Source organism: Gemmatimonadaceae bacterium (assembly GCA_020846935.1).
Lineage (GTDB): Bacteria > Gemmatimonadota > Gemmatimonadetes > Gemmatimonadales > Gemmatimonadaceae > RBC101.
In genome coordinates, this window is record JADLCY010000013.1 from 211095 (window position 1) to 217155 (window position 6061).

Annotated in this window: 7 protein-coding genes; 1 reads left to right on the forward strand and 6 read right to left on the reverse strand. The window is 67.9% G+C overall.

Annotated features, from left to right (window positions below):
* Positions 1 to 9 precede the first annotated feature (9 nt).
* The 6 genes from IT361_16580 to IT361_16605 form a co-directional block, all read right to left on the reverse strand.
* On the reverse strand, positions 10 to 399 hold the full coding sequence (locus tag IT361_16580) for a hypothetical protein (GenBank protein MCC6319291.1): 390 nt from the start codon (positions 397 to 399) through the stop codon (positions 10 to 12).
* Positions 400 to 401: 2 nt separating this feature from the next.
* The gene (gene fahA, locus IT361_16585; GenBank protein MCC6319292.1) at positions 402 to 1703 is read right to left on the reverse strand and encodes a fumarylacetoacetase; all 1302 of its coding nucleotides are present in this window, start codon (positions 1701 to 1703) and stop codon (positions 402 to 404) included.
* Entirely contained in the window at positions 1700 to 2581 is an 882-nt protein-coding gene (locus tag IT361_16590) for a hypothetical protein (GenBank protein MCC6319293.1), read from the reverse strand. Before IT361_16590 ends, fahA begins: the two co-directional genes overlap by 4 nt.
* Positions 2578 to 3165 (reverse strand): SET domain-containing protein-lysine N-methyltransferase, encoded by a 588-nt coding sequence (locus tag IT361_16595; protein ID MCC6319294.1) that lies wholly within the window; start codon positions 3163 to 3165, stop codon positions 2578 to 2580. Before IT361_16595 ends, IT361_16590 begins: the two co-directional genes overlap by 4 nt.
* 1 nt (position 3166) lies before the next feature.
* Positions 3167 to 3607 carry a hypothetical protein gene (locus tag IT361_16600; protein MCC6319295.1) on the reverse strand — a complete coding sequence of 147 codons (441 nt, stop codon included), beginning with the start codon at positions 3605 to 3607 and terminating at the stop codon, positions 3167 to 3169.
* A gap of 480 nt (positions 3608 to 4087) precedes the next feature.
* Entirely contained in the window at positions 4088 to 4654 is a 567-nt protein-coding gene (locus IT361_16605; protein MCC6319296.1) for a hypothetical protein, read from the reverse strand.
* Between the two features lie 277 nt (positions 4655 to 4931).
* On the opposite strand from IT361_16605, the gene IT361_16610 reads away from it, so the two are divergent.
* Positions 4932 to 5531 (forward strand): DUF4440 domain-containing protein, encoded by a 600-nt coding sequence (locus IT361_16610; protein MCC6319297.1) that lies wholly within the window; start codon positions 4932 to 4934, stop codon positions 5529 to 5531.
* Positions 5532 to 6061: the final 530 nt, after the last annotated feature.

Consider the following 6061-nt stretch of genomic DNA (forward strand, 5'->3'; position numbering starts at 1 on the left):
GTCGAGTCGTCAGCCCCGCTCAGACGGAGGCATCGGGGCCAGGACGTTGCGTCGGGTGATCCAGAAGACCGTAACAGCGGCGATGATGCCCCCGGCCAGGAGCGAAGCAAAGACGGCGCGCAGATCCTGTCCACCGTAGAATCGTGTCGCCGCCGCTCCCGTATAGGTGAGCGTGAGCCCCCAGCCCCAGGCGAACGGCGCCAGCCAGGGCCGGCGCTTGCGCCATCCCCACAGTATGATCGGGCCCAGCACGACATAGGCCAACTGCGCCCAGAACACGGACCACTGGCCCGTACCGGACGGACGTGGCTCGGCCGTCACCAGATTCACAAGCCCCGCGATGCTGCCCGCAAACAGCAGCGTCATCGCGAGCGCGTCGACGAGCCTGACGAACCGCATCGTCAGGCGGCCGGCATCACGACGCCGGTACAGGTGCCGAACCCGATGGGCGCCGCGCCGGCGCGCTCGGCGCGCGCGCGAATCGTCACTTCATCGCCGTCTTCGAGGAATCGCCGTTCCTCGCCGCTCGGCAGCCGCAGCGGTTGCGATCCGCGCCAGGTGAGTTCGAGGAGGCAACCCCGCGAGCCCGGGTCGGCACCGGAGATCGTGCCGGTGCCCAGCAGGTCACCCGCGCGAAGGTTGCATCCGCCCATGGTGTGGTGCGCGACGAACTGCGCCGGCGTCCAGTACAGGTCGGTGGACGACCCCAGTGAAAGCCGGTGTGGTGCCATTCCCTCGGAGCGCATGCGTTCGCTCCGCAACCAGACCTCGAGCCGGACGTCGATCCCACCTGCGGCCTGGTCGCCGGCATCCAGCAGGTAGGACAACGGCGCAGGGTCACCCGGAGCGCGCGAGGTCGCCGGGGACCGGAACGGTGCAAGCGCTTCCGAAGTGACCACCCATTGCCCCACCGTCGTCGCGAAGTTCTTGGCGAGGAACGGGCCGAGTGGCTGGTACTCCCAGGCCTGAACGTCGCGGGCCGACCAGTCATTGAGCAGGCTCACGCCAAAGACGGCCTCGCCGGCCCGCTGGATCGGCACCGGAATGCCTAACGCATTGCCGCCACCGATCCACAGTCCCAGCTCCAGTTCGTAGTCGAGGCGCCGCGTCGGCGCCACGGTCGGCGGGCCCGCGGCCTCAGCGCTCCACTGCCCGATCGGTCGACGGATCGGCGTGCCCGAAGCGACGATCGAGGACGCACGACCGTGGTAGCCGATCGGCACCCACTTGTAGTTCGGCAGGAGCGGATTGTCGGGGCGAAACATGGACCCGACGTTGGTCGCGTGATGGATCGATGCGTAGAAGTCCGTGTAGTCGCCAACCGTGGCGGGCACGCCCAGCTCGACGTCGGTGAGCGGTCGAGTGAGCCCGTCGATGTGTGCTGCACGGCGACCCGCCTCGGTATCGGCGCGCAGCGCATCGCTCACCGCGCGCCGCCTGGCGGTCCACTGCGCCGGCGACTCCGCCATGAGCGCGTTCAGCGTCGGCCCGGTGACCTGTTCCCATGCTTCACCGACCACGCCAGCGCGCGCCGCCGCCGCGACGTCGAGCACGCGGTCTCCGATGGCGACGCCCACACGCCATCCAGTGCGCTCGTCGCGAAAGACGCCCCACGGCAGGTTCTGCACAGGGAAATCGGTGGCGCCGTCGTTGGCCGATTCCACCCACGAACGGAGCGCAGGATCGTGCGTCGCGTTCGTCATGCGGCGACCAGGGCTGCGAGTTCGTCCACGGGTTCGCGAAACGAACACGAGCCAACGCCCCGCAACATCGGGCGCGCGAGCGAGGGATCGAACGGCACCTCGACTCCCGCCCAGGTGACCCGATCCCGGCCCACGGTGAAGTCGTCCAGCGAATCGGCCAGCAGGATGCGCCGCGCATCGGCGTCCGAACCGCCGGCCGCGACGAGCGACGACGCCAGCAACACGTTCAGGTAGCCGTGCATGACGCCGCGCGGACTGTCGGGCTCGTAGGTCAGCGGATAGGTGCCTCGGATGGGATGGTGCAATCCCGCGGTCGCCTTGAACGGAACCCCGGCCTCGCGGCAGGCCCGCAGAAAGGCCACGACGTCGTCCGCCGAGGGAAAGGCGTCTGCCACGACGCCGCCGGCGCGCAGTTTGGCCGCGGCGCCGATACGTCGTACCGCGGTCAGGCACGCGAGGAGCGACGGACCTGGGGCAAGTTCAACAAACAGTTCGACGCCGGGACTCTGCAGCGCTCCCAGGGCATCCACGTCGCCAGGAGATGTGGCGCGTGATTCGATCGCATCCACGACGAGTCGCCCCGTCCAGCGCGTGTTGAAGGCCGTGATCGTCGCAAGGTCGGCCGGGGACGTCGCCAGTCCGGACAGGCGCCAGGGCGTCGAGATCGCGTCGACGCCGAGTGTGCGAACCTCGGTCTCGAACTCGGCGAGGCGCGCGATCGGCACGACGAGGCGACCCAGAGCCCAGGCGTCGTCACCCCCGAGATACTGCGCGTAGTTGGAGACGACGGCTCGCATCGACAGGGACGCCGGCGGGAACAGCCCGGCGTAGTCGACGAGGCCTCGCACGAGGCCACGCAGAACAGTCGAGCCGCTCATCGAGCGGCGCTGCGGCGCTTCTTGCTCTTCCCCGCCTGGCCGACCTTGCGCTGTTTGCCCGGGTGACGCGAGGCCGCGTGATGCGGAGCCTTTGCCCGGCGCTTCTTTGGCGGCTCGAGGATCGTCCCTCGACATTTGGCCGTGCCGCAGCGGCACACATAGAGCGCCTCGTCTTCTTCCGTCGTGTCCTTGTCCCGCGAGTAGCTGTAGTCGTAGCTCAGCTCCTCACCCTTTCGAATGGGCTTGATCGCCTCGATGAAGATGCGATTCTGTTCGTCGACCGCCTCGCAGTTCGGGTCGCACGAGTGATTGATGAAGCGCGCGTCGTTGCCGTCGAACGCCGCGTCGATGATGGTGCGCTTGTTGACCGTGAACAGAAAGGTGTGGTGGCGCTTCACCTTCGTGTCGTCGTAACGTCGATCCGCTTCGGCCCACGAGATACGCTCGCCCAGATATTCGACGATCCGCTCGCCCTTGCGAATGTCACGCGTCGCGTAGCCACCGCGTCCCTGAATGCTCGACTTGCGGACCACGAACGGCGGATCGACCGGCACGTACGGGACCTTTTTCTTTCGAGTCGCCATGTCAGGCCTTCGCGGCGAGCGTCGTTGCCACACGCTTGCGGAACAGCTCGAGCACCGCCTGGGCCGCCGGGCTGTGCGCGGTCATCCACTCCGCGTTGCGAAACGCGATTGGGCTGATCTTTGCCCGGTACTCGGCCAGGTAGGGCTCCACCTTGGCGAAGACGAACATCCCCTCGCCGCAGCTCTCCATCATGAAGTCGGCGTGCAGCACGCCGTGCTTGACCATGCCGTAGACCATTTCCCAATACGAGCTCACCTGCCGAAAGGCGGGGTTGAGCGGGTGGTCGCCCTTGGTGAAGGCGAGGACGTCGTCAAACGTCCGAGGCCAGAACTCCGCGTTGATCAACCGGCGCGACTCCCGCATCACCGCGTCCCTGCGCAGCTCATAGAGCTTGATGACGAGTTCGGCGTCGTGGTGGTCCGGGTAGTCCTTGGTCAGCATGAATGGGGATTCGAGGGATTGGAAGGCACGGCACGTCAGGGGCGGAAAATGCCCAATTGGTGCAGGCCGTGCCAGTCACCATGTTCCTCGGCTGAACCGGCATGCGGAAGGAACAGCGTGTCCCTCGCCCGGGGGAGGCGTCGGCCTCGGTGCTGATGACGCCATGCGCCTGACGCGCTGCGCAAGAATCCCTGCAACGACCTCTGCGTTGAGTCACGACCCCCACGCCGCCTCGTCGACGCCGAGCGTGCGGTGCTGTTGAAGCCGTACGATCCGCTTGAGGGTGATTGCGGCCCGACGCGGTCCTGCTCGCCGGAACCGCCGCGTCAGGCATCGCGTATTGCGCGAGCCCAGCGCCGTGACGCGCGGATGCGGAGGTCACCGGGATGCGTCGGTCTGCCTAACGCGCGTGCCGGAATGCGAAACGGCCGGGGGATCATGGCCCCCGGCCGTTGCCTTCGCACCTCGATCCTCGGGCCCTTACCGCGGTAGTCGACCGCGCGGACGTCGGCGTGGTGGACAGTGATCCGGCCCCACGCCACCTCCGCGAATGACCACACCGATCACGTCGCCGATGCCGATGCCGCCTCCGCTATCTCCGGTTCCGATCCCACCCCCTCCAGTCCCACGCCCACCCTCGGCCGGCACCTCGACCGGCAGCGCGGCCGGGCGCGGGGCCACGAGCGGAACGCTCGAAACCGCGGGCGCCGGGGACGGCGCGACCGAGGCCTCCGTCGTTTGCGCCACCATGATCTCGGCCTTCACCTCTGGCGCCGGCGTGGACAGGTCCTGGGGTGTCGTACCGGCCGTCCTGGCGACCGTCGGCCGCGGCCGGCGCGAACGCTGAACCGGTTCCGCCGTCTTCCCCTGCTCCAGCTCCGAAACGAAGCGCATCGGCGCCTCGTTGCCTTGGCTGGCCAGCTCGATCGGGTTGGCCGAAGCGTCGAGATCGCGCTTGAGATCAGCGCTGAGGTTGCCCTCGCCAGCGCGTTCGCCGCACGCGGCGGCGCCGATCAGACCGAGGACCAACAGCTTGCGAATGCTCATCGGCAACCCTCCGGTTCAGAATGCCGTTCGCGCGTCCCCCGAGAATCTGCAGCAGAGGCGCACCGCTTGCCACCATCGCAGGTTGCAGGCCAACGGTCCTCCCAGCGAGGGCGTGCATGCGGTGTCCTCGGCAGGGCACACACCGCTGTCTCCCTGCGGTGACAAGCACCGTGGCACTCGCGTTCTCAGGTCACGTGGGGTATACACCCGAGCAGCGTGTGACCCCAACCGACGTTCCATCCCGAGTCCAGGGCCGACGAGCAGGCCTCTCTCAAACATGTCACAGCCCCGAATTCCGGTCCACGCGCTTCGACTGCTGTCGGGCGCCAGCCTGCTCCTCGCTTGTGCCTCCGGGGCGAAGGACAGCGCGCCATCGCGCGCCGAGGCGGCGGCCATTGCCGATACGCTGCGAGCTACCGTGCGTGACGCCTACGATCTTTCAAAGGGCGACGTGGTTCGTCGCATGATGGCCGTGTATCCGGCGAGTGGCCGAGTGATCTCGGCAACCGGCGGGCGCATTTCGACCAGTCGCGACTCGCTCCAATTGGCCATCGCTGCATTTTGGGACGGGGTTGGCCAGTTCATGGTTGACCCCACGTGGACCTGGGGCACGATGGAAGTCGACGTGCTCTCGCGCGACGCCGCGGTGATGAGCGCCCGGTACACGGTTCCCCATTGGACGGACGCCGGACGTCCGCATGTGATCGGTGGCGTATGGACCACCGTGTGGTCGCGAGGCCCGGGCGGCTGGCACGTGATCCATGAGCACCTCTCGGACCTGCCCCGGCCAGCTGCGGAGCGTTTGGAGGCGACCATGCCACGGCGGGACTCCGTGAGCACGGCCAGTCACGGCGCTGCGGCGCACCCGCGCGACTAACGCGCTGGCCGCGTGTGCGGGCGACCGCGCACGCCGCGCGCGACATCTCGGCTCGCGTGCCGGGCAGGCATACCTGTCCAGGATTCGTCGCTTCGCCAAGATATCCCGACTTGCGGCGCGTATGGCGATTGGGAGGGTGGATGTCGTGCGATACCTGACCTGCCTGGACGAGCAGCGGATCGCGCCGCGACGCGGGCGCGGGGCATCTGGTACGATAATCACACCGTGCAAGACGGCTCGGCCACCGACCTGAGCACGTCCAGGATCGCGTCGCAGGGCTGGAACCGCGGGGCGCTCGGGGTTCGGAGTCCGCGGGACTCGCAGGCTAACGATGGGGGGCTTCTGGCACGTTCCGTTGCGGGTTGGCGGGTGGGGCGGTAGGCTGGTGGCAGCCGAAAAGGAAGTTAGGGCGACGAGCACACATCGATCATGCTCATGGTTCACTCAGATCTCGGCGGAACGTTCCCAGCGTTCAGCGTCCACGCGAACACGCTCGAGGAGCTACCGGCAACGCTCGTCGCACCGAGCCC

Coding starts and splice junctions, on each gene's coding strand:
- IT361_16580 (MCC6319291.1), bottom strand. CDS start 399: ATGCGGTTCGTCAGGCTCGTCGACGCGCTCGCGATGACGCTGCTGTTT.
- IT361_16590 (MCC6319293.1), bottom strand. CDS start 2,581: ATGAGCGGCTCGACTGTTCTGCGTGGCCTCGTGCGAGGCCTCGTCGAC.
- fahA (MCC6319292.1), bottom strand. CDS start 1,703: ATGACGAACGCGACGCACGATCCTGCGCTCCGTTCGTGGGTGGAATCG.
- IT361_16600 (MCC6319295.1), bottom strand. CDS start 3,607: ATGCTGACCAAGGACTACCCGGACCACCACGACGCCGAACTCGTCATC.
- IT361_16595 (MCC6319294.1), bottom strand. CDS start 3,165: ATGGCGACTCGAAAGAAAAAGGTCCCGTACGTGCCGGTCGATCCGCCG.
- IT361_16605 (MCC6319296.1), bottom strand. CDS start 4,654: ATGAGCATTCGCAAGCTGTTGGTCCTCGGTCTGATCGGCGCCGCCGCG.
- IT361_16610 (MCC6319297.1), top strand. CDS start 4,932: ATGTCACAGCCCCGAATTCCGGTCCACGCGCTTCGACTGCTGTCGGGC.